Genomic DNA, 21384 nt, shown 5'->3' with positions numbered 1-21384 from the left:
ATGGCGAATACTCAACACACGCAGGGGCCAGGCCAGCGCGTGTTCTCCATTGGCCAGCGTATCGTCACGCTGCTGGTCGAAATGGTGGAAACACGGCTGCGCCTGGTCGTCGTGGAGCTGGAGGAGGAGAAAGCCAACCTCTTCCAGCTGCTGATCATGACCGGACTGACGCTGCTGTTTGCCGCGTTTGGCCTCATGAGTCTGCTGGTGCTGGTTATCTGGGCCGTTGACGCCCAGTACCGCCTGCACGTCATGATCGCCACCACCGTCGTTCTGCTCCTCGCCGCCGCGATCGTGGGTATCCTTACCCTACGTAAGGCGCGCCGCTCCACGCTGCTGCGCCTGACGCGTAAAGAGCTGGAGAACGACCGTGCCCTTCTGGAGGACGATAAACCGTGAATGGCCGACAGGAGCGTGAACGGCAAAAGGCGCTGCTGCTGCGCCAGATCCACCAGCAACGACTGGAGCTTAGCGCCTGTCGTCGCCACTGGCTGGAGGCGACAGCGCCCCTCGATCGCGGCTGGCATACGCTGCTGAGTTTACGTTCGTGGCTGATGGTTGGCAGCGGTTTGATGGCCGTCTGGTCCATACGACACCCGCACTTTTTGATGCGCTGGACCAAACGCGGTCTCGGACTGTGGAGCACCTGGCGGATGGTCCGCGGGATCCTGCGCCAGTCGTCAACACACTAGCAGCCCGGAGCGCGGGCGCTTATCCGGGCGCCCCGCTCTGCCATTTCCCCGTCCGATACAATACGCCGTTCGCGGCAGCCGGGGCCTTCGCCGCAACCCGCGGTTAGCCCCCCTCAGATCTCAATTCATTCCGCTCAGCCACCCGATATCGGGACGGGTAGTTCCCCTCGTCGCCAGAAAATTTCTCCTCACCGCAGTTATTGCTCAGAAACTTTGAAGAAGATCTACAGTTTTCCTTGCTAACAATTCCCTCTCCGCCTCGTTACTATCCTCTCCATCGACAGCAACACCGTGTAACCACGCGGGATTGCGCTAAAAAACAAAACTGCCGCCCTTTGGGTTTTCTGGAGTAAGAAATGAAAAAATTAGAAGATGTTGGTGTACTGGTAGCGCGTATTCTGATGCCGATTCTGTTTATCACTGCAGGATGGGGCAAAATCACTGGTTACGCCGGAACCCAGCAGTATATGGAAGCCATGGGCGTGCCGGGAGCACTGCTGCCGCTGACCATTCTCCTTGAATTCGGCGGCGGTCTGGCGATTCTGTTCGGTTTCCTGACCCGTACCACCGCGTTGTTCACCGCAGGCTTTACGCTGCTGACCGCGTTCCTGTTCCACAGCAACTTTGCGGAAGGCGTGAACTCGCTGATGTTCATGAAAAACCTGACCATTGCTGGCGGTTATCTGCTGCTGGCCATTACCGGACCGGGCGCATTCAGCATCGACCGCGTACTGAATAAAAAGTGGTAAGCGCACTATACTGAGTAAAAATCTAAAAAAAGCGAGGGGATATCTCCTCGCTTTTGCTATCTGCAGGAGGAAGTAATGGGACAATTAGTCGACGGCGTCTGGCAAGATACCTGGTATGACACCAAATCCACCGGAGGACGATTCAAGCGTTCCGTTTCGGCCTTCCGTAACTGGCTCACGGCCGATGGCGCGCCGGGGCCTGCGGGCGAAGGTGGCTTTGCCGCAGAAAAAGACCGTTATCATCTGTATGTTTCTCTGGCCTGCCCGTGGGCGCACCGCACGTTAATTCTGCGCAAGCTGAAAGGACTGGAACCCTTTATATCCGTCTCCGTGGTCAATCCGCTGATGCTGGAAAACGGCTGGACCTTCGCCGATGATTTCCCTGGTGCTACCGGCGACCAGCTCTATCATCATCAGTTCCTCTATCAGCTCTATCTGCAGGCTGACCCGCACTATACCGGTCGCGTCACGGTCCCGGTATTGTGGGACAAAAAACAGCAGACCATCGTCAGCAATGAGTCGGCAGAAATCATCCGCATGTTTAATACCGCCTTCGATGGTCTGGGCGCCAGAGCCGGGGATTACTATCCGCCGGCGCTGCGGGAAAAAATCGATGAACTGAACGGCTGGATCTACGACAACGTCAACAACGGCGTGTATAAGGCCGGCTTTGCCACCAGCCAGCAGGCTTACGACGAAGCGGTCGAGGCGGTCTTTACTTCACTGGAGCGGCTGGAGCAGATCCTCGGTCAGCATCGTTACCTGACGGGAAATCAGCTGACGGAAGCCGATATTCGCCTGTGGACCACGCTGGTACGGTTCGACCCGGTATATGTGACGCATTTTAAATGCGACAAACGGCGCATTAGCGATTATCTCAACCTGTACGGTTTTCTGCGCGACATCTACCAGATGCCCGGCATCGCGGAGACGGTGAGTATTCCGCATATCCGCCACCACTATTACCGCAGCCATAAAACCATTAATCCAACCGGCATTATCTCCATTGGACCGCAACAGGATCTCAACGAACCCCACGGTCGCGATCAGCGCTTCCGTTGATCTTTCGGGCGCCAGTGATGGCGCCCAATAATTCAGAAAACAGATATTTACCCACCATTCATTCACGTCTATTCTTATTGCGATCGCTTAAAAAACAAGTGATTGACGGTTAATTGAGGCGTAGAAATGGACTGGTATCTCAAGGCATTAAAAAACTATATAGGATTTGGCGGCCGTGCGCGGCGCAAAGAGTACTGGATGTTTATTCTGGTCAACCTCATCCTGACCGGCGTATTGAGCATCATCGATAAAATGCTGGGCTGGCAGCGGGCGGGCGGCGAAGGCATTCTGACGACCATCTATGGCGTACTGGTCTTTTTACCGTGGTGGGCGGTGCAGTTTCGGCGTCTGCACGACACCGACCGCTCAGCCTGGTGGCTGCTGCTGCTGTTGATCCCGGTCATCGGCTGGCTGGTGATCCTGATCTTTAACTGCCAGCGCGGCACCGAAGGCAACAATCGCTTCGGACCCGATCCGAAACCCTTCTCCTATTAATCTTCCCGCTCCTCCCGCTAGCGGGAGGAGCGTCTTCTCGACTAGCGTCCCGCAAACAGCTTAGGGATTTCGCGCAGACACCAGGACTTCGCCTCGCCCATGCTATCCCGCCGCCAGGCCATGATTATGTCAATTTCATTGGTGTATTCCGGGCTGACGACCCGCAGACGCCCTTCGGCAATATCCTTCTCCACCAGCGGATAGGGCATGGTCGCCACGCCTAGCCCGGCCAGCAGTGCCTGGCGCTTATCTTCAATGGTACTCACCGTTAAGCGCGGCTGTTTATCCAGCAGCTGAACGGTAAGTACGGGCCGCTCGCGTGCGGTATCCGCTACTGCGACGCCGCGGTATTTCACGCGGGTCACTTCCGAGAGCGGTTCCGGCTCCAGGTGGATCGGGTGATCCGGCGCCGCGACGTACACACTGAGCACCGAATAGAGTTTGCGCGAGTTAATCTCCGAGGAGGAACGAAAATGCATATCCGGCGCGACAACAATATCCGCCCGCCCCTGCTCCAGCCGCTCCCAGGCGCCGGCCAGCACTTCGGTGATAATCGACAACTGCGTGTTGGATTTGGTCGCCAGTTTTTCAATCAGCGGAAACAGATCCACGGTCGGAACCAGCGCTTCGGTGACGATTGTCAGGTGGGTTTCCCAACCGCGCGACAACGCTTCCGCATCGGTGGTGAGTTTATCCGCCGCTTCGAGCAGCACGCGCCCGCGTTCCAGGAGCATCCGTCCAACGTTGGTGAACTTCGTGCGATGACCTGAGCGGTCAAACAGCACCACGTCCAGCTCCTCTTCCAGTTTTTGCATGGTATAGCTCAGGGCGGAAGGCACGCGTCCCAGCTCATCAGCCGCGGCAGCAAAGCTCCCACGGCGGTCGATCGCATCCATCACACGCAACGCTTCCAGCGTTAATGCTCTCTCTTTGGCCATCGCTTTCTCATTCAGGAAATTTGAACATACCGGGCAGAATATCTGGCTAACAATACAGCGTCCATACCTTTACCATTGATTTAGTGTAAAGAGAGGTCAAGAACATGATTACTACCCGAACAGCCAAACAATGCGGACAAGCAGACTTCGGCTGGCTGCAGGCCCGCTACACCTTCTCCTTTGGCCACTACTTCGACCCGAAATTACTGGGCTTCGCGTCCTTGCGCGTCCTCAACCAGGAAGTGCTGGCGCCCGGCGCTTCCTTCCAGGCCAGGACGTACCCAAAAGTCGATATCCTGAACCTGATTCTGGAAGGCGAAGCGGAGTATCGCGACAGCGACGGCAACCACGTGCAGGCCAAAGCCGGTGAAGCGCTGCTTATCGCCACCCAGCCTGGCGTGAGCTATAGCGAGCATAATCTGAGCAAAGAGCAGTCGTTAACGCGAATGCAGCTGTGGCTCGACGCTTGCCCGCAGCGGGAAAACCCGCTACAGCAGAAAACCGAAGTGGTGAGCGCACCGCTGCAGCTGCTGGCCTCGCCGGAGGGAGAGAACGGCAGTCTCCAGCTTCGCCAGCAGGCCTGGGTCTACCATATCGCACTGGAGAAAGGAGAGCAGATTAGCGTGCAGCTACATGGTCCACGGGCTTATCTACAGTCGATTCACGGCACCGTCCATGCCGTCGCGCAGGAACAACAAAAACAGGCTCTCACCTGTGGTGACGGCGCATTTATTCGTGACGAAGCTAACATTACCCTCGTCGCCGATACGCCGCTGCGCGCTTTGCTGATAGATTTACCGGTGTAACAACGGAAGGGATGGAGTCTGTCAATGAGTAAAAAGAAAAACAGAAAAAAGGCGTCCCCGACGCCATCAGCCCCGACGCAGCCGGAAACCGCCGGCGTCGTCAGCTTTGGTTATGATGAGATGCTGAGCGAACTGGAAGCCATTGTTGTCGAAGCGGAGATTCGTCTGCGGGATGAAGAAAGTCTCGCCTGAAAAGGCAATATCAATGATTCGATTTTCGTTTATAGCCTGAAGATAATATCGGCCCCGAAAGGGGCCGATGACATTATTCGCTCAGCGCGTCGGCAAGATCTTTTTTCACCTGGGTACGCTGCTCCGGCGTCAGGACCTGATTCACATCGAAATAATACTTCACGCGGTAATAACGCACCTGCTGATCGATCTTACTGAAGGCAGCCAGCTGATCCTTGACTGCCTTTTCATCCCATTTTCCGGAATCAATCACGTTAATCAGGGCGCCATCTTTAATGTCTTGCTGCGAAATCTGTTGAACATTATTTTCCAGTTGCTGATGCAGGCTTTTAATTTTCGCAACCTGATCGCTGGTGAGTTTTAAGTGCTGGACAATAGGGTCCTGCGCCGGCGCTGGCGCCGCCTGCACGTCCGCGGCTTGCGCAGACAGAGAGAAACCGGTAGTCAGAAGGGCTGCAAACGCAATACGGGTCATTAATTTCATTGTTTTATCCTGAAGTGAAAGTGTCTGAAATAGCGGTTTATTATTTTACAGTTGGTAGTGAATAAATGTAAAAAATAATACCTAAAGATTATTCACATCGTGCACCTGATCACAAACCATTCAATACATAAGAAATTCAAATGTTCTCACCAAATGAATTCATATGAAAAATACCACGTTTATATAAAATGACTTTAGCGCTTATCACGGAAATTAATTGACAGTAGCCACGGTTGCTTTATTTAATTAGCGAGAAAGATGTCATACATAAAAGCAGGGATATCATTTTTAAAATATATAAGGAGATAGTTATGTTATTACGCACTCGCGTATTACCGCTGGTTTTTGTCATCTCGCTGTTAAGCGGCTGCGGCCTGGCGTCTAAAGCCTTTTATTCCGCGGGAGACAAATTATTTCAACCGGGAGATGACGCCGTCGCTTCGATGCAGACGTATTCAGTCGCCCAGTTCCTGCAGCCGTTTACCCTCAACCCGGCGAAGGCCAGCAGCGATTATCTGGGCAAATGGGTCAAGGTGCGCGGCGTGATTGTCGACATTCGCCGAATGAGCGGTATCGCCGGCAGCTACTATTTTACCGTGACCATGCGAGACGAACAGAATAAAACGGATAAACGTCTGACCTTCAATTTTGGCTCACATAACAGCGCAGACGTTGAGGCGTTAAGCAATGGCAGCGTCGCCACGATCGTCGGCCAGGTTCATCAGGTGCAAAATTCCACGATCCCGACGCTACAGAATCCTAAGGTGGTTAAATAACGGTAACTGACCGATAAGCCGCGTTCTTTTGGTATAGCGTCGTGGACAGTCATTCATCCTGTTCCCGCTATCCGAATAGTCAAAACCCCGCCGGAGCAGGGTTTTAGCGTAAAAGGTGAAACTGACCGATAAGCCGCGTTCTTCTGGTATAGCGTCGTGGACAGTCATTCATCCTGCTTTCGGTATTCGAATAGCAAAAACCCCGCCGGAGCGGGGTTTTGACATAAAGAGGTGAAACTGACCGATAAGCCGCCTTCTTCTGGTATAGCGTCGTGGACAGTCATTCATCCTGCTTCCGGTATTCGAATAGCAAAAACCCCGCCGGAGCGGGGTTTTTGCATAAAGAGGTGAAACTGACCGATAAGCCGCCTTCTTCTGGTATAGCGTCGTGGACAGTCATTCATCCTGCTTCCGGTATTCGAATAGCAAAAACCCCGCCGGAGCGGGGTTTTTGCATAAAGAGGTGAAACTGACCGATAAGCCGCCTTCTTCTGGTATAGCGTCGTGGACAGTCATTCATCCTGCTTCCGGTATTCGAATAGCAAAAACCCCGCCGGAGCGGGGTTTTTGCATAAAGAGGTGAAACTGACCGATAAGCCGGGTTCTGTCGTGGACAGTCATTCATCTAGGCCAGCAATCGCTCACTGGCTCAAGCAGCCTACCCGGGTTCAGTACGGGCCGTACCTTATGAACCCCTATTTGGCCTTGCTCCGGGTGGAGTTTACCGTGCCGCGGACTGTTACCAGCCGCGCGGTGCGCTCTTACCGCACCCTTTCACCCTTACCTGATCCCGCTTACGCGGGCCATCGGCGGTTTGCTCTCTGTTGCACTGGTCGTGGGCTGTGACACCCCCCAGGCGTTACCTGGCACCTTGCCCTATGGAGCCCGGACTTTCCTCCCCTCCGCCCGTCTCCCCCCGAAGGAGGACGACGACGAAGCGGCGACTGTCTGGTCAGCTTCGGCGCGCAGTATAGAGGGTTTACCGCCCGTTGTCATCCTTCTGTCGTCATCCCAACCTGCAGGGTGGCGGCGATATTGCGCGACGCGCGGTAAATGTTATCAAACGCCCCGCGAAATGCCTCTTCCAGCGTCGAAACTGTGGTTAACACGCTGAAAACCGCATCGATGCCGTGATGATGAACCACGCCGACGTCGTGGGTCAGGCTGCCAGCAATACCGATCACCGGCTTACGGTATTTTTTCGCCACCCGGGCTATCCCCACCGGCACCTTACCGTGAATAGACTGGCTATCGATCCGCCCTTCTCCGGTGACCACCAGCGAGCAGTCATGGATCTGCTCTTCCAGCTTCAGCGCCTCGGTAACGATCTCAATCCCGCTACGCAGTTCCGCATTAAGAAAAGCCATCAGCGCCGCGCCCATGCCGCCGGCCGCCCCCGCCCCGGGGATCGGCTTAACGTCCACCTGCAGCGACGCCTTAATGACGTCGGCGAAGTGCGCCAGATTACGATCCAGCTCAACGATCATCGCCTCGGTCGCCCCTTTCTGCGGGCCAAAGATCCGCGACGCGCCGCGCTCGCCCACCAGCGGGTTAGTGACGTCGCAGGCCACGTGGATCATCCTGTCACGTAAGCGTGGATCGATGGCGGAAAGATCGATCCGGCTCAGACGGCTCAGGCTACCGCCGCCATGGCCGATCTCCTGCCCCTCGGCGTCGCAAAGACGGGCGCCTAGCGCCTGCATCATGCCCGCCCCACCATCATTGGTCGCACTGCCGCCGATACCGATAATGATCCGTTTCGCGCCATGTTCCAGCGCCTGTAATATCAGCTCGCCGGTACCGCGTGAAGTGGTGATGAGAGGGTTGCGTTTTTCGGGCGGAACGAGTCCCAGGCCGCTGGCCGCCGCCATCTCAATAAACGCAGTGACGCCATCGCCGGACATGCCCCAGCAGGCCTCCACTTTCTCGCCCAGCGGGCCAGTCACCCATGCGGAATGTTCCGTTCCCTGCGTCGCGGCAATCATCGCCTCCACCGTTCCCTCGCCGCCGTCGGCGACGGGCATGGAAACATACTGCGCGTCGGGGAAAATTTCACGGAATCCTTTTTCTATCGCCTGAGCTACCTCGGCGGCAGACAGGCTTTCTTTGTAAGAGTCTGGGGCAATGACGATTTTCATAAGTTTGTAGCCTGACAGTGCCGCGCAAGGCAAGAATAACAGGGCGCGTGGTGCGCCCTTCTTGTTAGCGAGTGACTTCCACTTTCGCCAGTTTTTCGTAGTAGCACGCCAGCGCGCTATGGTCCGCGGTGCCCAGACCGTCCGCACGCAGCGCCTGCATCATCTCCATTACCGCCGCCGTCAGCGGTAGCTGAGCGCCCACGCCATGGGACGTATCCAGGGCGTTCGCCAGATCTTTAATATGCAGGTCGATACGGAAGCCCGGCTTGAAATTACGATCCATCACCATCGGCGCTTTGGCATCCAGCACGGTACTGCCCGCCAGGCCGCCACGGATCGCCTGATATACCAGATCCGGATTGACGCCAGCTTTGGTCGCCAGAGTCAGCGCTTCAGACATCGCCGCGATGTTCAGGGCGACAATCACCTGGTTAGCCAGTTTGGTGACGTTACCCGCGCCGATGTCGCCGGTATGCACCACGGAGCCCGCCATCGCTTTCATCAGATCGTAGTATTTATCAAAGATCGCCTTATCGCCGCCGACCATCACCGACAGGGTGCCGTCGATGGCTTTTGGTTCGCCGCCGCTCACCGGCGCATCCAGCATATCAATACCCTTGGCTTTCAGCGCTTCGCTGATTTCCCGACTCGCCAGCGGCGCGATAGAGCTCATATCAATCACCACGGTGCCCGGCTTTGCGCCTTCGATAATGCCGTTTTCACCCAGCGCCACCTCTTTCACATGCGGAGAGTTTGGCAGCATGGTGATAATGACGTCGCACTGTTCGGCAATCGCCTTCGGCGTCGTCGCGGTCTCAGCACCCGCGGCGATCACGTCGGCAATCGCTTCCGGGTTACGGTCGGACACCACCAGCGAATAACCTGCTTTCAGCAAATTTTTGCTCATCGGTTTACCCATAATGCCAAGACCGATAAAACCCACTTTGATTGTCATAATGTTCTCTCTCTTCATCCTGGTGATTATTTTTTAAACGCATCAGCAAGTTTCTGCGTTGCTGAGCGGAAGACGCCCAGATCGCTGCCGACGGCGACGAAAGTCGCGCCCCATTCCAGATAGCGGCGCGCATCGGCTTCCACCGGCGCCAGAATGCCACTTGGCTTACCGTGTTTCTTCGCGCTGGCGAAGATATGCTGGATGGCGCGCTGCACCTCAGGATGGGCGGCATTGCCCAGATGACCTAAGGCCGCGGCCAGGTCGCTCGGGCCGACGAACAGGCCGTCGACGCCGTCGGTCGCGGCAATCGCCTCGACGTTGTCCACCCCGGTCTGGCTCTCAATCTGCACCAGAATGGAAATGTTCTTGTTGGACTGGGCGAAGTAGTCCGCCACGGTGCCAAACATATTGCCGCGGTGGGAAACGGAGACCCCGCGGATCCCTTCCGGCGGATAACGGGTCGACGCCACCGCCTGCGCCGCCTGTTCAGCCGTCTCGACAAACGGCACCAGGAAGTTATAGAAGCCGATGTCCAGCATGCGCTTGATGATGATCGGCTCATTGGTCGGCACACGGACTACCTGCGCGCTGGAGCTGCCCTTCAGCGCCATCAGCTGTGGGATAAGCGTGGTCACGTCGTTCGGCGCGTGTTCCGCATCCAGCACCAGCCAGTCGAAACCGGCCAGACCCAGCACCTCGGTGCTGATCGGGTTAGCCAGCGCGCACCAGCAGCCAATCTGCACCTGATGAGCCGCCAGCGCGGCCTTAAATTTGTTCGGGAAAATTGCGTTATCCATGATGTTTACCTTGCGTTAATCGTTGCTTACTTCTGCAATTCCAGGCGTTTAATCTCGCGAACCATAAATATAATCAGCAGAATAAAATAGCGAGTTGGTATTCCTTGTTTCTCATCCCATCCAGGATCATGAAGATATTCATCAAACACAGAACACCTTTTATTATTTTTTTAATCGGGTTCTTTATTTGTTAAATAGACGATATCAACGCTCTCTTATTGGCTATCGGCTACCTCAAAAACATGACACAGTATAATCAGCCTGCCATCGCCAGACACCATGCATAATCACAATATAAATGTCTTATCTGACGCTTTAGTTAGGCAAATGCCACAAGTCATGGGCGCTAATCCACAGTTCTCATGATTGCCTGTCGGTGCGTGAGCGTCGTCGCCGAGAGGGGTGACACAGATCACATTTTAAAGCCATTACTCCTGACATTCTTTATTTCATTATTCTTTTCTACAGCACCAGAATGACCATTTCATTCTTTTTTTAGCACCTGTTTGGAGATGACTGGACAATGGCTGACATTGCAATTCGACAACAATCGCCAACCGCGTTTTATATTAAAGTTGACCCGACAGATAACGTGGCGATTATTGTTAACGATCGGGGATTGACCGCCGGAACACGTTTCCCGGACGGCCTGACGCTCGTCGAACACATCCCACAGGGTCATAAAGTAGCCCTGGTGGATATCCCTGCCCGCGGTGAAATCATCCGCTACGGAGAAGTGATTGGCTTCGCCGTGCGCGACATCCCACAGGGAAGCTGGATTGACGAATCGCTGGTGGAACTGCCCACCGCCCCGCCGTTGAACACCCTGCCGCTGGCGACCAAAGTGCCTGAACCCCTACCGCCGCTGGAAGGCTATACCTTTGAAGGGTACCGCAATGCCGATGGCAGCGTGGGCACCAAGAACCTGCTGGGCATCACCACCAGCGTGCACTGTGTGGCGGGCGTGGTTGATTATGTGGTGAAAATCATTGAACGCGACCTGCTGCCGAAATACCCCAACGTCGACGGCGTGGCAGGCCTGAACCACCTCTACGGTTGCGGCGTGGCGATTAATGCGCCGGCGGCGGTAGTGCCAATTCGCACTATCCACAATATCGCCCTCAACCCGAATTTCGGCGGTGAGGTGATGGTCATTGGCCTCGGCTGTGAAAAGCTGCAGCCGGAACGCCTGCTGCAGGGCACGGAAGACGTCAAAAGTATCCCGGTGGACAGCGCCAGCATCGTCAGCCTGCAGGATGAAAAGCATGTTGGTTTTAAATCGATGGTCGATGACATTCTGCAGGTGGCCGAGCGCCACCTGGCGAAACTGAACCAGCGCCAGCGGGAAACCTGTCCGGCTTCAGAGCTGGTGGTCGGCATGCAGTGCGGCGGCAGCGACGCCTTCTCCGGTGTGACCGCCAACCCGGCGGTGGGTTATGCATCCGACCTGCTGGTGCGCTGCGGCGCGACGGTGATGTTCTCGGAAGTGACCGAAGTCCGCGACGCCATCCATCTGTTAACCCCGCAGGCGATTAACGAAGAGGTCGGCAAACGCCTGCTGGAAGAGATGGCCTGGTACGATAACTATCTCGACATGGGCAAAACCGACCGCAGCGCCAACCCCTCCCCCGGCAACAAAAAAGGCGGCCTGGCCAACGTGGTGGAAAAAGCATTGGGTTCTATTGCTAAATCAGGGAAAAGCGCCATCGTCGAGGTGCTCTCTCCAGGCCAGCGTCCGACCAAACGCGGCCTGATTTATGCCGCTACCCCCGCCAGCGATTTTGTCTGCGGCACCCAGCAGGTTGCCTCTGGCATCACCGTGCAGGTGTTCACCACCGGCCGCGGCACGCCGTATGGCCTGATGGCGGTACCCGTAATAAAAATGGCGACCCGGACCGAGCTGGCCAACCGCTGGTATGACTTAATGGACATTAACGCCGGGACCATCGCCACTGGCGAAGAGACGATTGAGGATGTCGGACTGAAGCTGTTCGAATTTATTCTCGACGTCGCCAGCGGACGCAAGAAAACCTTCTCCGATCAATGGGGCCTGCACAACCAGCTGGCGGTGTTTAACCCGGCGCCGGTGACCTGATCGAGAGCGTGAGAATTTAACTACTTTTAGCCCGGATTTATCCGGGCTTTTTGGTTAGGGATGCTGTGCGGCAAGGAAAGCGATTCTGCCCTTTTCTTCCGACATTTCTTCCGACATTTCTTCCGACATATCGGATGACGTTCAAGCCGCCCTTCAATTTCTGAAGAGCGGCTTGCTGCTCCCAAAGTCAGTTTACAGGCTTACTCCCCCTGCTGCTCCAGGGCGTACTTATACAACGCATTTTTCTTCACGCCGTGGATCTCCGCGGCCAGCGCGGCGGCTTTCTTCAGCGGCAGCTCCGCTTGCAGCAGCGCCAGGGTACGCAGCGCGGCCGCCGGCAGCGCCTCTTCCTGGGCCTTGAAGCCTTCGACAATCAACACCATCTCGCCTTTGCGGCGGTTTTCGTCTTCCTTCACCCACGCCACCAGCTCGCCGATCGGCGCGCCGTGGATCGATTCCCAGGTTTTGGTCAGCTCGCGGGCCAGCACCACGTAGCGGGATTCTCCCAGTACCACGCAGATATCTTCCAGACTCTCCACCAAACGATGGGTCGACTCATAGAAGATAAGGGTGCGCGGCTCTTCTTCCAGCGCTTTCAGGGTATCGCGGCGGCCTTTCGATTTCGCCGGCAGGAAGCCTTCATAGCAGAAACGGTCGGAAGGCAGACCGGCGGCGCTCAGGGCGGCGATGGCCGCACAGGGACCCGGCAACGGCACCACGCGAATATTCGCTTCGCGGCAGGTGCGCACCAGATGATAGCCTGGGTCGTTAATCAGCGGCGTGCCGGCATCGGAGACCAGCGCGATGTTTTGCCCTTCTTTCAGTTTAGCGAGAAGTGTTTCCGCCTTCTGCTGCTCGTTATGGTCGTGAAGCGCAAATAAGCGGGCGTTAATCGCAAAATGTTGCAGCAGCAAACCGGTGTGGCGGGTATCTTCCGCAGCAATTAAATCAACAGCTTGCAACACTTCCAGTGCGCGCTGCGTGATATCAGACAGATTCCCTATCGGAGTGGGCACAATATAGAGCTGCCCCTGAGAATTATCCGCTGATTCGTGTTGTTTCATTGTCTCGTCCGTATTGCCGATTTAATATTGAGCATTGAGCCAAAAAAATATCACTGGACACTTATGGTACCGTCAACATTTCTTCGTTCTAAGCCCGCGCGCTGTCTGCCCGTATTGCTGGCGACGCTTCTTTTTGCTGGCTGCGGCACCCACACGCAGGATCAAAGCACGGCGTTTATGCAGGGTACATCGCAGGCCAACTCCAGTTTCTACCTACAGCAGATGCAGCAAAGCACGAATGATAGCAAGACCAACTGGCAATTACTCGCCATTCGTGCACTGCTGCAGGAAGGGAAGAAGCAGCAGGCCATCGACCTGTACAACCAGCTGCCGTCGAACCTGAACAGCACCCAGGCCCGTGAACAGTCGCTGCTGGCGGTGGAAGTGAAGCTGGCGCAAAACGACTATCATGGCGCTCGTACTCTGCTGGCAAAGCTCGACCCGACAAGCCTGGATCAACCCCAGCAGGCGCGCTACTGGCAGGCGCAAATCGATGCCAGCCAGGGCAAACCATCGCTGACCCTGCTGCGCGCCTTAATCGCCCAGCAGCCGCTGCTGAGCGACGCGAAACAGCGTCAGAAAAATATTGATGCGACGTGGCAAGCGCTCACCTCGATGCCCCAGGACCAGGCCAATGCGCTGGTGATCAACGCCGATGAAAATACCCTCCAGGGCTGGCTGGATCTGCAGCGGATGTGGTTTGACAACCGCAACGATCCGACGCTGCTGAAAGCAGGCGTTAAAGACTGGCAGACGCGCTATCCGCAAAATCCGGGCGCCAAAATGCTGCCAACGGCGCTGGTGAACATGCAAAACTATAAGCCCGCGTCCACCAACAAGATTGCGCTTTTTCTGCCGCTGAACGGTCAGGCGTCGATCTTCGGCCGCACTATCCAGCAGGGCTTTGAAGCCGCCAAAAATGGTGCGCCGTCGGTGACGGGTAGCGCGGTTCCCGCGCAGGTTGCCCAGGCGGCGAATGTCTCCGGTAATGATGATGTAGTGAGTCCGTCGCAGGCAGAAGTCAGCGATCTAACCGCCACCGGAAGCCGCGCTGAACCGGTGCAAGCCCCGGCACAAGACCAGGCGGCGCCTGCCGCGGAACCTACAGCCCAGGCGCCGGCAGCGTCCGCCACGCCGCAGACCACCGCTTCCCCGGTCACTCAGCCGGTCACCGCCCCGACCGCACAGCCTCAGCCCGCAGTCGCCAGCGCCGCCAATCCCTCTGCGGAACTGAAAATTTACGACACCACCAGCCAGCCCATCAGTCAGTTGCTTGCCCAGGCTCAGCAGGATGGCGCCACTTTAGTCATCGGGCCGCTGCTGAAAGAGAACGTAGATGATGTGATTAAGAGCAACACGCCGCTCAATGTACTGGCCCTCAACCAGCCGGAGAAAGTCGAAAGCCGCGCTAACCTCTGCTATTTCGCGCTTTCCCCGGAAGACGAAGCGCGTGACGCGGCCCGACATATCCACCAACAGGGCAAGCAGACGCCACTGCTGCTGGTTCCGCGCGGTGCGCTGGGCGATCGCGTGGTTAGCGCGTTTGCCGACGAATGGCTGAAGCTGGGCGGCGCCAGCGTCCTGCAGCAGCGTTTTGGATCCACGGCCGAGCTGCGCGCCGGCGTCAACGGCGGAGGGGGCATTGCGCTGACCGGCACCCCGGTCTCCACCCTGCCTTCGGCCCAGAACAGTTCCCTCGGCAGTGCGGATGAGATGCCGGTGAGCAGCGGCGGCAGCGTGGACGCCGCCTATATCCTCGCCACCCCGGAACAGATTGCCTATATCAAACCAATGATCGCCATGCGCAACGGCAGTCAAAACAATGTCACCCTGTACGCCAGCTCGCGCAGCGCCCAGGGCACCGCAGGGCCGGATTTCCGTCTGGAGATGGAAGGGCTGCAGTATAGTGAGATCCCGATGCTGGCCGGCAGCAACCCGGCGCTGATGCAGCAGGCGCTGTCCGCTGTACGTAATGACTACTCGCTGGCGCGCCTGTATGCCATGGGAGCTGACGCCTGGTCACTGGCGAACCACTTCACGCAAATGCGCCAAACGCCGGGCTTCGAGCTGAACGGCAATACCGGCGATCTGACGGCCACCCAGGACTGCGTGATTAACAGGAAACTGTCATGGCTCAAGTACCAGCAGGGAAAAATCGTTCCGGCCAGCTAAGCAAACAGACTGGCGATGCCTGGGAAAACCAGGCTCGCCGCTGGCTGGAAGGCCAGGGCCTGCGTTTTATCGCCGCCAATGCCCGCGAGCGTGGCGGCGAAATTGACCTCATCATGCGCGACGGCGCCGTCACCGTTTTTGTCGAGGTGCGCTACCGCCGTAGCGCCCGGTACGGTGACGCGGCGGCCAGCGTCACCCCGCAAAAACAACAACGACTGCTTAAAGCCGCCCGTTTGTGGCTCTGCCGACAGAATGGGAGCTTTGAGACTGTGGATTGCCGTTTCGATGTGGTAGCCTTCACCGGAAACGACATCCAATGGCTAAAAAACGCCTTTGGCGAATAGCGTAATACCAGAAGTAAGGGATCCCGTGCTCGACAGAATCAAAGCCTGCTTTACCGAAAGCATTCAAACCCAAATTGCCGCAGCGGAAGCACTCCCGGACGCCATCTCCCGGGCGGCGATGACGCTCGTGCAGTCCCTGCTCAACGGCAACAAAATCCTCTGTTGTGGTAATGGCACCTCCGCCGCCAACGCACAGCATTTTGCTGCCAGCATGATTAATCGTTTTGAAACGGAACGCCCTGGTTTACCCGCCATTGCACTTAATACCGATAATGTGGTCTTAACCGCCATCGCCAACGATCGCCTGCATGACGAGATCTACGCCAAGCAGGTGCGCGCTCTGGGACACGCCGGCGATGTGCTGCTGGCGATCTCTACGCGCGGTAACAGCCGGGATATCGTCAAAGCGGTGGAAGCCGCCGTGACTCGCGACATGACTATCGTCGCGTTAACCGGCTATGACGGCGGTGAGCTGGCTGGCCTCTTAGGTCAGCAGGATGTCGAAATCCGCATCCCCTCGCATCGCAGCGCGCGTATTCAGGAGATGCATATGCTAACCGTCAACTGTCTGTGCGATTTGATAGATAACACCCTTTTTCCACACCAGGACGATTAAGGAGAACACATGAAGGCTCTCTCGCCCCTCGCCATCCTGCTTTCTGCACTATTGCTGCAGGGCTGCGTTGCCGCCGCGGTAGTCGGAACGGCAGCTGTCGGCACTAAAGCCGCAACGGACCCGCGTACGGTGGGAACCCAGGTCGATGACAGCACCCTGGAACTGCGCGTCAATAGCGCCTTGTCGAAAGATGAACAGATTAAGAAACAGGCCCGCATCAACGTCACGGCTTATCAGGGCAAAGTCCTGCTGACCGGCCAGTCGCCGACGCCGGACCTCTCCGCCCGCGCCAAGCAAATCGCCATGGGCGTGGAAGGGACCACGGAAGTGTTTAATGAAGTGCGCCAGGGCCAGCCGATTGGTTTAGGGACCGCCTCGTCTGATACCTGGATTACCACCAAGGTGCGTTCGCAGCTGCTGAGCACCGATCAGGTCAAATCCTCGAACGTGAAGGTGACCACGGAAAACAGCGAAGTCTTCCTGATGGGGCTGGTGACCGAGCGCGAAGGCCGGGCTGCCGCGGATATTGCCAGCCGGGTGAGCGGCGTGTCCCGGGTGACTACCGCCTTTACCTACATCAAATAAACCTGCAGTCTCCCGGCTGGCGCTGCGCTTAGCCGGGCTACCGTCCCCTGTCCGTTGTGTGCCGGGTAAGGCGTAGCCGCCGCCCGGCAGCCAATCCGGCTATCCATACGTTTACGGCAAACTACACCAGCGCCAGCGCACCGACAATCGCCCCGCACAGCGCCACCAGTCCGCCCGTCAGCCACAGCGCTTTGGCGGGGAAGGCTTTGCGCAGCATAATCAGCGACGGCACGCTCACCGCCGGCAGAGTGATGAGCAGCGCCAGCGCGGGCGCTGTCCCCATGCCAGCCAGCATCATCGTCTGCACAATCGGAATTTCCGCCGCGGTAGGGATCACAAACAGGCAGCCGGCGATCGCCATCGCGATGACCCAGAACAACGTGTTATCCACCGCGCCATCGGCGTGCGGGAACAGCCAGACCCGCGCCGCTCCCAGCACCAGTACCGCGAGGATATAAACCGGGATCGTGTTCCAGAACAGGGTCCACAGCGCCCGCAGCCAGCGGCTAAAGAAGCTGTCTCTGGCCGCTTCAGACGGTGCAGCAGGCACCGCTACCGGCTGCGTCGCCGCCTCTTTCACCCATTTCTGCACCAGGGTCGCAACAATCAGCACCGTCGCCAGGCCAGCGACCAGGCGAACCAGCGCAAACTGCCAGCCCAGGACAAAGCCCATAAACACCAGTGTCGCCGGGTTGAGCAGCGGGTTACCCATCCAGAACGCCAGCGCCCCGCCCATCGACACCTGTTGTTTACGCATGCCGGCCGCGACCGGCGCGGCGCAGCAGGTGCACATCATGCCAGGCAGTGAAAAAATCGCCCCCAGCAGCGTGCCCTGAAAACGCGATTGTCCCAGGGTGCGCAGCAGCCAATCGCGCGGGATGAGCACCTGAATCAGAGACCCGAGCAGCACGCCGAGCACTGCCGCTTTCCAGACGGCGAGGAAGTAAACCATCGCATAGTCCCACGCGGCTTTCAGCGGATTGGCGTCGGCCTGGGCGAGAATGGATTTACCGATACTGTGGGTTTCCGCGGCGGTGAAGGCTTTCCCGTAATAGGGCTGCCATTTGACGAACCACAGGCCGACAATCACGACGAGAAAGAAAAGCGCGGGTTTCCACCATTGAAACGGTGACGCCGCCTGAGATGAAGACTGACCAGTCATAGCATTCCCCAGCAAGAAATGTGGATATGAATTGAAGCCGTGAATAGTACGCCGGATATTTGCGTTTGCAAAACGCTATTCAGCCTGCTGCGCGGCGCGCTCCCGCAGCTGGGATGACGTCAGAATTTGCACGCCTTCCTGGGAGGGCGACAGCGCCTCCGCCAGCAGGGCAATCGCCACGTCACGGGCCGGAATCGCTTTCCAGTTTCCTGGCAGCAGCCGGAACAGCGGTTCGAGGAAAGTCTCATTGGCCCGTTTTTTTTCCCGCTCGCCTGACAGCATCGACGGCCGGGCGATGGTCAGCCGCGGCCAGGCCTGTTCAATCAACGCCGCCTCCATTTCCCCCTTCACCCGATTGTAGAAAAACGGCGAGTGGGCATTGGCGCCCATCGCGCTAACCACCAGCATATGTTGCGCACCAAGTCGTTTGCCGGTCAGCGCGGTATCAACCACCAGCGTGTAGTCAGCATGGACAAAGGCCTCTTTGCTTCCCGCTTCCCGACGCGTCGTCCCCAGGCAACAGAAGACGATATCGACCGGGTCGACTACCTGCGCCAGGGCATCGGTCAGCTGGGGATCGTGGGGATTAAAGACACCTTCCGCCGGCGCCAGAGGGCGACGCGTCGGCGCGGCGATGGTGCTGATGCTCGGCTCATTCTGCAGCAGCCGGAGTAAGTGACCGCCAACTAACCCGGTCGCACCGGTTAATAATACCTGACTCATTGATTCTCCTTTACAGAATTCTCCGCCTTGCACTTTCGGGCTCATGTTCCAGGCTTAATACCTTACAAGGTAAGTATCCACCATCATCATGGAATTACCTCATTGACCATCCAGATAGCGGAGGAAGCATGAGTAAAAAGATAGCCGTGCTCATTACCGACGACTTTGAAGATTCTGAATTTACCTCTCCCGCCGACGCGTTCAAGCTCGCCGGGCATCAGGTCGTCACGATCGAAAAGCAGGCTGGCAAGACGGTGAAGGGTAAACAGGGAGAAGCGGAGGTGGCCATCGACAGAGCCATTGATGACGTCACACCGGGCGAATTTGATGCCTTGCTGCTGCCCGGGGGCTATTCCCCTGATCAGCTGCGCGGGGATGAACGCTTCGTCACCTTTACCCGCGATTTCGTCAACGGCGGGAAGCCGGTGTTTGCCATCTGCCATGGCCCACAGCTGCTGATCAGCGCCGATGTGATCCGCGGGCGTAAGCTCACGGCGGTGAAGCCTATCGTGGTGGATGTGAAAAACGCCGGGGGCGAGTTTTACGACCAGGAGGTGGTGGTCGATAACGAACAGCTGGTCACCAGCAGAACGCCGGACGATCTGCCGGCCTTCAATCGCGAAGCGCTACGCCTGCTCGGCGCCGGCATCACGCCGCCAGTGTAACTTTTTCCCGAAGCCCAGCGTGTTATCGGTAAACTTGATTTCGTCCGGACGAATCTCCCATACCGGCGCCGACAGCATGCGGGCCACTGGAAAGCGCTTGACGTAGCGCTGGCGCATCCGCGCCTCTTCGTCACCGCTCAGACGACGGATCTCGCCTTTGAACTGCACGCCGCGGATCAGGGCCACGGTTTTTGGCTGGCCATTAACCGTACCGGCCACTTTCGCCCGTTCGCCGGTCATCTGACCGTGGCGGGTGTGCTCATCGCTGAGCAGATAAAAGGCCACGGTATCCGGGTCATAGACGTAAAAGGCATTCGCACACCACAGCTCGTCGTCGCGGGAGACGCACCAGGTGACGACGTGCTGCTTACTCAGCCAGCGACCAATGGCAGCAAGGGTTTCCATCTTTCTTCTCCATTATGCTATGGTGCACACACCTTACCATAGTGACTTTGTGACCGTGTGCTGGTTTCTGTATCTCATTCGAACCGCGGACAATCGCCTTTATACCGGCATCACCACCGATGTGCCGCGCCGCTTTCGCCAGCATCAGGCGGGAAAAGGCGCGAAGGCGTTGCGCGGTAAAGGCGACCTGCTGCTGGCCTTTAGCCACGAGGTTGGTGAACACTCACTTGCGTTGCGACTGGAATACCGCGTTAAGCAGCTAACGAAGCGCGAAAAAGAGCGCCTCGTTGCCGGAGAGGATGCCTTCGATACCCTGCTGGCGAGGCTCAAAGGCGATTAAAATGGTCGCTGTATTCTACCTGGCCGTGGACGCCTTCGAGAGCGTCATCCGCCAGACGGTGAACCTGGAACGCCTCCGCGCTGTCCGGCCAGCGGCAGCGGAGATCGAAGCGCGCGGCCGGCTCAAAGCCGAAGCGACGGTATAAATCCGGGTCGCCCAGCGTCACCACCGCGGCATAGCCGAACTCATTCAGCGAATCCAGCCCTTCATAGACCAGTTGCCGGCCAATGCCCTGTCCACGATAGTGTTCATCCACCGCCAACGGCGCCAGACCGACCCACTGCAGCTCTTCACCTTCCACTGCAACCGGGCTGAAGGCAACGTAGCCGATCACCTGGCCTTCATCATCCGTTGCCACCACCCCCAGCGTGATCAGTCCATCTTCACGCAGATCGTGCACCAGCTGCGCTTCGGCATCGCGGCCGAAGGTACGACGCAGCAGCGCGTCGATTCCCGGTGCATCAATCCCAATCTCCACTCGAATCAGCATGCCTCACCTACCGATGTCTGTTCAGGTTTCTGCGGGCTCTTCAGTCCAGCTTCGACAAAATCCGCCAGTTGCAGCAACATCACGCGCAGCGCTTTTGGCATCTGCTCGAGCTCAATGGCGTCCATCAAATTTTTTACGTACAGCCCCAGCTCCGTATCGCCTTCAATCACCAGACGACGCTGGAAGAATAGCGTATCCGGATCCTGCTTGCGCGCGGCAATCATTAACAGATCGCTGGCGTCGGCGCTGAAGCTGACGTCGGCGTCGGCCTGCTGGCTGACCACCAGGCGACCATCGACTACCGAGGTATACCACAGCAGACCGATGTCACGCACATGAATACTTAACCAGCGCCCCTCGAGAAACGCCAGTTCTCCCTCTGCCAGCGCCTGACGGAACTGCCAGCTTAGCACCTGCTCCAGCACCTGGCGCTTGAGGGCAAAAGGCGCCAGCTTAACCGGCACGCTCAGTAAAGACGGGCCAAAGTGGACCAGCCGGGAACGCAGTTTATCCAACACAAGCTTTACTCCATGAATGCAATTGTTCCGCTATTGTGCCATATCACATAAACAACATAGCGGCGTAAATCAACAAAAACGCGATGACGGCCGCCAGTTATTGGCGCCACCAATACACTTT

26 protein-coding genes and 1 other RNA gene are annotated in these 21384 nt (G+C 57.3%); 15 read left to right on the top strand and 12 right to left on the bottom strand.

The window, feature by feature from the left end:
- The 5 genes from R0140_RS02920 to R0140_RS02900 all read left to right on the top strand — a co-directional run bounded on the left by R0140_RS02920 (position 1) and on the right by R0140_RS02900 (position 2998).
- Positions 1-399 (top strand): phage holin family protein, encoded by a 399-nt coding sequence (locus R0140_RS02920; RefSeq protein WP_012540496.1) that lies wholly within the window; start codon positions 1-3, stop codon positions 397-399.
- Entirely contained in the window at positions 396-692 is a 297-nt protein-coding gene (locus R0140_RS02915; protein WP_022066322.1) for a YqjK-like family protein, read from the top strand. Before R0140_RS02920 ends, R0140_RS02915 begins: the two co-directional genes overlap by 4 nt.
- Before the next feature lie 356 nt (positions 693-1048).
- Positions 1049-1441 carry a DoxX family protein gene (locus R0140_RS02910; protein ID WP_002917920.1) on the top strand — a complete coding sequence of 131 codons (393 nt, stop codon included), beginning with the start codon at positions 1049-1051 and terminating at the stop codon, positions 1439-1441.
- Positions 1442-1516: 75 nt separating this feature from the next.
- Positions 1517-2503: a glutathione S-transferase family protein gene (locus R0140_RS02905; protein ID WP_008806589.1), complete on the top strand. Its 987-nt coding sequence runs from the start codon at positions 1517-1519 to the stop codon at positions 2501-2503.
- 126 nt (positions 2504-2629) lie between these two features.
- The gene (locus tag R0140_RS02900; protein WP_008806590.1) at positions 2630-2998 is read left to right on the top strand and encodes a DUF805 domain-containing protein; all 369 of its coding nucleotides are present in this window, start codon (positions 2630-2632) and stop codon (positions 2996-2998) included.
- Positions 2999-3039: 41 nt separating this feature from the next.
- Here the strand turns inward: R0140_RS02900 and R0140_RS02895 are convergent, their stop codons facing one another.
- The gene (locus tag R0140_RS02895) at positions 3040-3936 is read right to left on the bottom strand and encodes a LysR family transcriptional regulator (protein WP_032741018.1); all 897 of its coding nucleotides are present in this window, start codon (positions 3934-3936) and stop codon (positions 3040-3042) included.
- Positions 3937-4040: 104 nt separating this feature from the next.
- Here R0140_RS02895 and R0140_RS02890 point away from each other — a divergent pair, with 104 nt between their 5' ends.
- Both R0140_RS02890 and R0140_RS02885 read left to right on the top strand, forming a co-directional pair.
- Positions 4041-4742 (top strand): pirin family protein, encoded by a 702-nt coding sequence (locus R0140_RS02890; protein WP_008806591.1) that lies wholly within the window; start codon positions 4041-4043, stop codon positions 4740-4742.
- A gap of 24 nt (positions 4743-4766) precedes the next feature.
- Complete coding sequence (locus R0140_RS02885) at positions 4767-4934, top strand: hypothetical protein (RefSeq protein WP_008806592.1); 168 nt, start codon at positions 4767-4769, stop codon at positions 4932-4934.
- Between the two features lie 73 nt (positions 4935-5007).
- Here the strand turns inward: R0140_RS02885 and R0140_RS02880 are convergent, their stop codons facing one another.
- Positions 5008-5418, bottom strand: coding sequence for a Spy/CpxP family protein refolding chaperone (locus tag R0140_RS02880; protein WP_008806593.1), 411 nt, complete (start codon positions 5416-5418; stop codon positions 5008-5010).
- 311 nt (positions 5419-5729) lie between these two features.
- Between R0140_RS02880 and R0140_RS02875 the strand changes: the two genes are divergently transcribed.
- Entirely contained in the window at positions 5730-6194 is a 465-nt protein-coding gene (locus R0140_RS02875) for an OB-fold putative lipoprotein (RefSeq protein WP_032741019.1), read from the top strand.
- A 577-nt stretch (positions 6195-6771) separates the two neighbouring features.
- On the opposite strand, the gene rnpB is transcribed toward R0140_RS02875, so the two are convergent.
- From rnpB to garL, 4 genes are all read right to left on the bottom strand, one after another.
- Positions 6772-7154, bottom strand: an RNA gene (gene rnpB / locus R0140_RS02870) — RNase P RNA component class A.
- Between the two features lie 32 nt (positions 7155-7186).
- Complete coding sequence (garK, locus tag R0140_RS02865) at positions 7187-8332, bottom strand: glycerate 2-kinase (protein WP_032741020.1); 1146 nt, start codon at positions 8330-8332, stop codon at positions 7187-7189.
- Positions 8333-8396: 64 nt separating this feature from the next.
- Entirely contained in the window at positions 8397-9287 is an 891-nt protein-coding gene (gene garR, locus R0140_RS02860; protein WP_012540492.1) for a 2-hydroxy-3-oxopropionate reductase, read from the bottom strand.
- 26 nt (positions 9288-9313) lie between these two features.
- A complete protein-coding gene (gene garL, locus R0140_RS02855; protein ID WP_023298255.1) occupies positions 9314-10084 on the bottom strand; it encodes a 2-dehydro-3-deoxyglucarate aldolase in 771 nt (256 codons plus the stop codon).
- A 523-nt stretch (positions 10085-10607) separates the two neighbouring features.
- On the opposite strand from garL, the gene garD reads away from it, so the two are divergent.
- The gene (gene garD / locus R0140_RS02850) at positions 10608-12179 is read left to right on the top strand and encodes a galactarate dehydratase (RefSeq protein ID WP_317703936.1); all 1572 of its coding nucleotides are present in this window, start codon (positions 10608-10610) and stop codon (positions 12177-12179) included.
- A gap of 200 nt (positions 12180-12379) precedes the next feature.
- Here garD and rsmI read toward each other — a convergent pair whose 3' ends face one another.
- Positions 12380-13243, bottom strand: a complete 864-nt coding sequence (rsmI, locus tag R0140_RS02845) for a 16S rRNA (cytidine(1402)-2'-O)-methyltransferase (protein ID WP_032741022.1) — start codon at positions 13241-13243, stop codon at positions 12380-12382.
- A 63-nt stretch (positions 13244-13306) separates the two neighbouring features.
- On the opposite strand from rsmI, the gene R0140_RS02840 reads away from it, so the two are divergent.
- From R0140_RS02840 to dolP, 4 genes are read left to right on the top strand one after another with little or no spacing between them, the layout of a single operon-like run.
- Positions 13307-15415 carry a penicillin-binding protein activator gene (locus tag R0140_RS02840; RefSeq protein WP_032741023.1) on the top strand — a complete coding sequence of 703 codons (2109 nt, stop codon included), beginning with the start codon at positions 13307-13309 and terminating at the stop codon, positions 15413-15415.
- Positions 15373-15759, top strand: a complete 387-nt coding sequence (locus R0140_RS02835) for a YraN family protein (RefSeq protein WP_008806614.1) — start codon at positions 15373-15375, stop codon at positions 15757-15759. Before R0140_RS02840 ends, R0140_RS02835 begins: the two co-directional genes overlap by 43 nt.
- Before the next feature lie 25 nt (positions 15760-15784).
- Positions 15785-16375 (top strand): DnaA initiator-associating protein DiaA, encoded by a 591-nt coding sequence (gene diaA, locus R0140_RS02830; RefSeq protein ID WP_002918211.1) that lies wholly within the window; start codon positions 15785-15787, stop codon positions 16373-16375.
- A gap of 9 nt (positions 16376-16384) precedes the next feature.
- Positions 16385-16960, top strand: coding sequence for a division/outer membrane stress-associated lipid-binding lipoprotein (dolP, locus tag R0140_RS02825; protein WP_008806615.1), 576 nt, complete (start codon positions 16385-16387; stop codon positions 16958-16960).
- Positions 16961-17081: 121 nt separating this feature from the next.
- Here dolP and R0140_RS02820 read toward each other — a convergent pair whose 3' ends face one another.
- Both R0140_RS02820 and R0140_RS02815 read right to left on the bottom strand, forming a co-directional pair.
- Positions 17082-18122 carry a permease gene (locus R0140_RS02820; protein WP_008806616.1) on the bottom strand — a complete coding sequence of 347 codons (1041 nt, stop codon included), beginning with the start codon at positions 18120-18122 and terminating at the stop codon, positions 17082-17084.
- Positions 18123-18197: 75 nt separating this feature from the next.
- Positions 18198-18845 carry an NAD(P)H-binding protein gene (locus R0140_RS02815; RefSeq protein WP_016161870.1) on the bottom strand — a complete coding sequence of 216 codons (648 nt, stop codon included), beginning with the start codon at positions 18843-18845 and terminating at the stop codon, positions 18198-18200.
- A gap of 128 nt (positions 18846-18973) precedes the next feature.
- On the opposite strand from R0140_RS02815, the gene R0140_RS02810 reads away from it, so the two are divergent.
- A complete protein-coding gene (locus R0140_RS02810; protein ID WP_008806618.1) occupies positions 18974-19510 on the top strand; it encodes a type 1 glutamine amidotransferase domain-containing protein in 537 nt (178 codons plus the stop codon).
- On the opposite strand, the gene R0140_RS02805 is transcribed toward R0140_RS02810, so the two are convergent.
- The gene (locus R0140_RS02805; protein WP_008806619.1) at positions 19472-19915 is read right to left on the bottom strand and encodes a YhbP family protein; all 444 of its coding nucleotides are present in this window, start codon (positions 19913-19915) and stop codon (positions 19472-19474) included. The genes R0140_RS02810 and R0140_RS02805 overlap by 39 nt on opposite strands.
- A 49-nt stretch (positions 19916-19964) precedes the next feature.
- On the opposite strand from R0140_RS02805, the gene R0140_RS02800 reads away from it, so the two are divergent.
- A complete protein-coding gene (locus R0140_RS02800) occupies positions 19965-20255 on the top strand; it encodes a GIY-YIG nuclease family protein (RefSeq protein WP_032691467.1) in 291 nt (96 codons plus the stop codon).
- Here the strand turns inward: R0140_RS02800 and R0140_RS02795 are convergent.
- Together R0140_RS02795 and R0140_RS02790 are read right to left on the bottom strand one after the other, a co-directional pair.
- Positions 20242-20745: a GNAT family N-acetyltransferase gene (locus tag R0140_RS02795; protein ID WP_008806621.1), complete on the bottom strand. Its 504-nt coding sequence runs from the start codon at positions 20743-20745 to the stop codon at positions 20242-20244. The genes R0140_RS02800 and R0140_RS02795 overlap by 14 nt on opposite strands.
- Positions 20739-21263, bottom strand: coding sequence for a ubiquinone anaerobic biosynthesis accessory factor UbiT (locus tag R0140_RS02790; RefSeq protein ID WP_016161871.1), 525 nt, complete (start codon positions 21261-21263; stop codon positions 20739-20741). The genes R0140_RS02795 and R0140_RS02790 overlap by 7 nt, the downstream gene beginning before the upstream one ends.
- Positions 21264-21384: the final 121 nt, after the last annotated feature.

Source organism: Klebsiella sp. w6 (assembly GCF_033100215.1).
GTDB lineage: Bacteria > Pseudomonadota > Gammaproteobacteria > Enterobacterales > Enterobacteriaceae > Klebsiella > Klebsiella variicola.
Note: the sequence above shows the minus strand (reverse complement) of the source record. Positions and strands in the feature narration are given on the sequence as shown.

Bases quoted from the DNA above. Each gene is read 5' to 3' on its own strand.
- garD (WP_317703936.1), top strand. From the start codon at position 10,608: ATGGCTGACATTGCAATTCGACAACAATCGCCAACCGCGTTTTATATT.
- R0140_RS02890 (WP_008806591.1), top strand. From the start codon at position 4,041: ATGATTACTACCCGAACAGCCAAACAATGCGGACAAGCAGACTTCGGC.
- R0140_RS02810 (WP_008806618.1), top strand. From the start codon at position 18,974: ATGAGTAAAAAGATAGCCGTGCTCATTACCGACGACTTTGAAGATTCT.
- R0140_RS02835 (WP_008806614.1), top strand. From the start codon at position 15,373: ATGGCTCAAGTACCAGCAGGGAAAAATCGTTCCGGCCAGCTAAGCAAA.
- R0140_RS02795 (WP_008806621.1), bottom strand. From the start codon at position 20,745: ATGCTGATTCGAGTGGAGATTGGGATTGATGCACCGGGAATCGACGCG.
- R0140_RS02875 (WP_032741019.1), top strand. From the start codon at position 5,730: ATGTTATTACGCACTCGCGTATTACCGCTGGTTTTTGTCATCTCGCTG.
- R0140_RS02900 (WP_008806590.1), top strand. From the start codon at position 2,630: ATGGACTGGTATCTCAAGGCATTAAAAAACTATATAGGATTTGGCGGC.
- R0140_RS02885 (WP_008806592.1), top strand. From the start codon at position 4,767: ATGAGTAAAAAGAAAAACAGAAAAAAGGCGTCCCCGACGCCATCAGCC.
- garL (WP_023298255.1), bottom strand. From the start codon at position 10,084: ATGGATAACGCAATTTTCCCGAACAAATTTAAGGCCGCGCTGGCGGCT.
- R0140_RS02880 (WP_008806593.1), bottom strand. From the start codon at position 5,418: ATGAAATTAATGACCCGTATTGCGTTTGCAGCCCTTCTGACTACCGGT.
- dolP (WP_008806615.1), top strand. From the start codon at position 16,385: ATGAAGGCTCTCTCGCCCCTCGCCATCCTGCTTTCTGCACTATTGCTG.
- R0140_RS02920 (WP_012540496.1), top strand. From the start codon at position 1: ATGGCGAATACTCAACACACGCAGGGGCCAGGCCAGCGCGTGTTCTCC.
- R0140_RS02910 (WP_002917920.1), top strand. From the start codon at position 1,049: ATGAAAAAATTAGAAGATGTTGGTGTACTGGTAGCGCGTATTCTGATG.
- R0140_RS02840 (WP_032741023.1), top strand. From the start codon at position 13,307: ATGGTACCGTCAACATTTCTTCGTTCTAAGCCCGCGCGCTGTCTGCCC.
- R0140_RS02895 (WP_032741018.1), bottom strand. From the start codon at position 3,936: ATGGCCAAAGAGAGAGCATTAACGCTGGAAGCGTTGCGTGTGATGGAT.
- garK (WP_032741020.1), bottom strand. From the start codon at position 8,332: ATGAAAATCGTCATTGCCCCAGACTCTTACAAAGAAAGCCTGTCTGCC.
- R0140_RS02905 (WP_008806589.1), top strand. From the start codon at position 1,517: ATGGGACAATTAGTCGACGGCGTCTGGCAAGATACCTGGTATGACACC.
- rsmI (WP_032741022.1), bottom strand. From the start codon at position 13,243: ATGAAACAACACGAATCAGCGGATAATTCTCAGGGGCAGCTCTATATT.
- garR (WP_012540492.1), bottom strand. From the start codon at position 9,287: ATGACAATCAAAGTGGGTTTTATCGGTCTTGGCATTATGGGTAAACCG.
- R0140_RS02815 (WP_016161870.1), bottom strand. From the start codon at position 18,845: ATGAGTCAGGTATTATTAACCGGTGCGACCGGGTTAGTTGGCGGTCAC.
- R0140_RS02805 (WP_008806619.1), bottom strand. From the start codon at position 19,915: ATGGAAACCCTTGCTGCCATTGGTCGCTGGCTGAGTAAGCAGCACGTC.
- R0140_RS02820 (WP_008806616.1), bottom strand. From the start codon at position 18,122: ATGACTGGTCAGTCTTCATCTCAGGCGGCGTCACCGTTTCAATGGTGG.